Raw genomic sequence first — 1008 nt, forward strand, 5'->3', positions numbered from 1 at the left:
GAATGATTTTGCCTGGTCCTCCGGTTTCAGTGCTTTCCCTGCCTGCAGCAAAGCCAGTGCAGCCGCTGCGGTCAGCGGACTGGCGGTGCCATTGCCCAGCACCAGTGTGCGTTGGGCAGGCATCAGGTAGGAGGCATCGGCGGTGATTGAGGGGTCGGTGAGTACCCGAACCGTCAGGCCGACAAAGGTCACTGAAAATTCTCTTTTTCCGGCCAGGTTTAGTAGCCCGTTGAGCTGCTGATAAAGCTCCGGGGAAATCCTTTCAGGCAGGGAGCCCAGTGCGCTGACCTCTGCCACCAGTAACTTCCCGGCGATGGCCTCGGCCAGGTCTTCCGGGATGGCTGACTGCCTGGCATATTGCAGGAAATCCCCGGCAAAGCGTTGCCGGGTGGCCGTGTTCATCTTGTCAATAACGGCATTAATCTGACCGGTAGCGTCAATGGCCTTAAGTTCATCGAAAGCATCATAAGAGTCCGCCAGCTGTGACAGGTAAGCCTGTGTGCCCGAAGTGTTTTCACCGGGGTCAAGGGGTTGTCGCAACAGCTTCTTCAGGCCTTCCTGTGACTGTGTTGACAGGGTCGGGAAAGGGTTGCCCGGACCTGCCGGGGTGATTTTTATGTAACGTTTGTCACCGTCCGCCATAACGACACGCCGGGGACTGCTGGCGAGGGTTGCAATAGTCTTGTCCTGCCCCGGTAAAGCCTGCACAGACGTTGGCTCGTGCGGGTTAACAGGTAACTGAAACGGCTTTCCGACTTGCTCTCGCAGTGTAACAGCCTCATTAAACAGGATGTGTACATCCTGATTGATATTGGTCAGCAGGCCAGTGTCAAAACGCTCCCAGCCCAGCCCAAGGGCAACCTCAGCACAGGCTTTTTCCAATGAGGTGACCCAGGTGTTTTCCGATTTCGAAATCCCACCTGAAAGAGCGTTAAGATTTTTGATGACACGGATGTCGCTGTCAGGCAGTATGGCCGTGACTGCATCGGTCACTCCCTGGTGTATCTG

The 1008-nt window shown here is 55.9% G+C and carries 1 protein-coding gene; it reads right to left on the reverse strand.

Annotated features, from left to right (window positions below; translation table 11 throughout):
• Window positions 1-1008: hypothetical protein (locus KDK18_RS02205; RefSeq protein WP_257252880.1), on the reverse strand; the 1008-nt coding region annotated here is incomplete at both ends.

It is taken from the genome of Endozoicomonas sp. SESOKO3 (genome assembly GCF_024606255.1).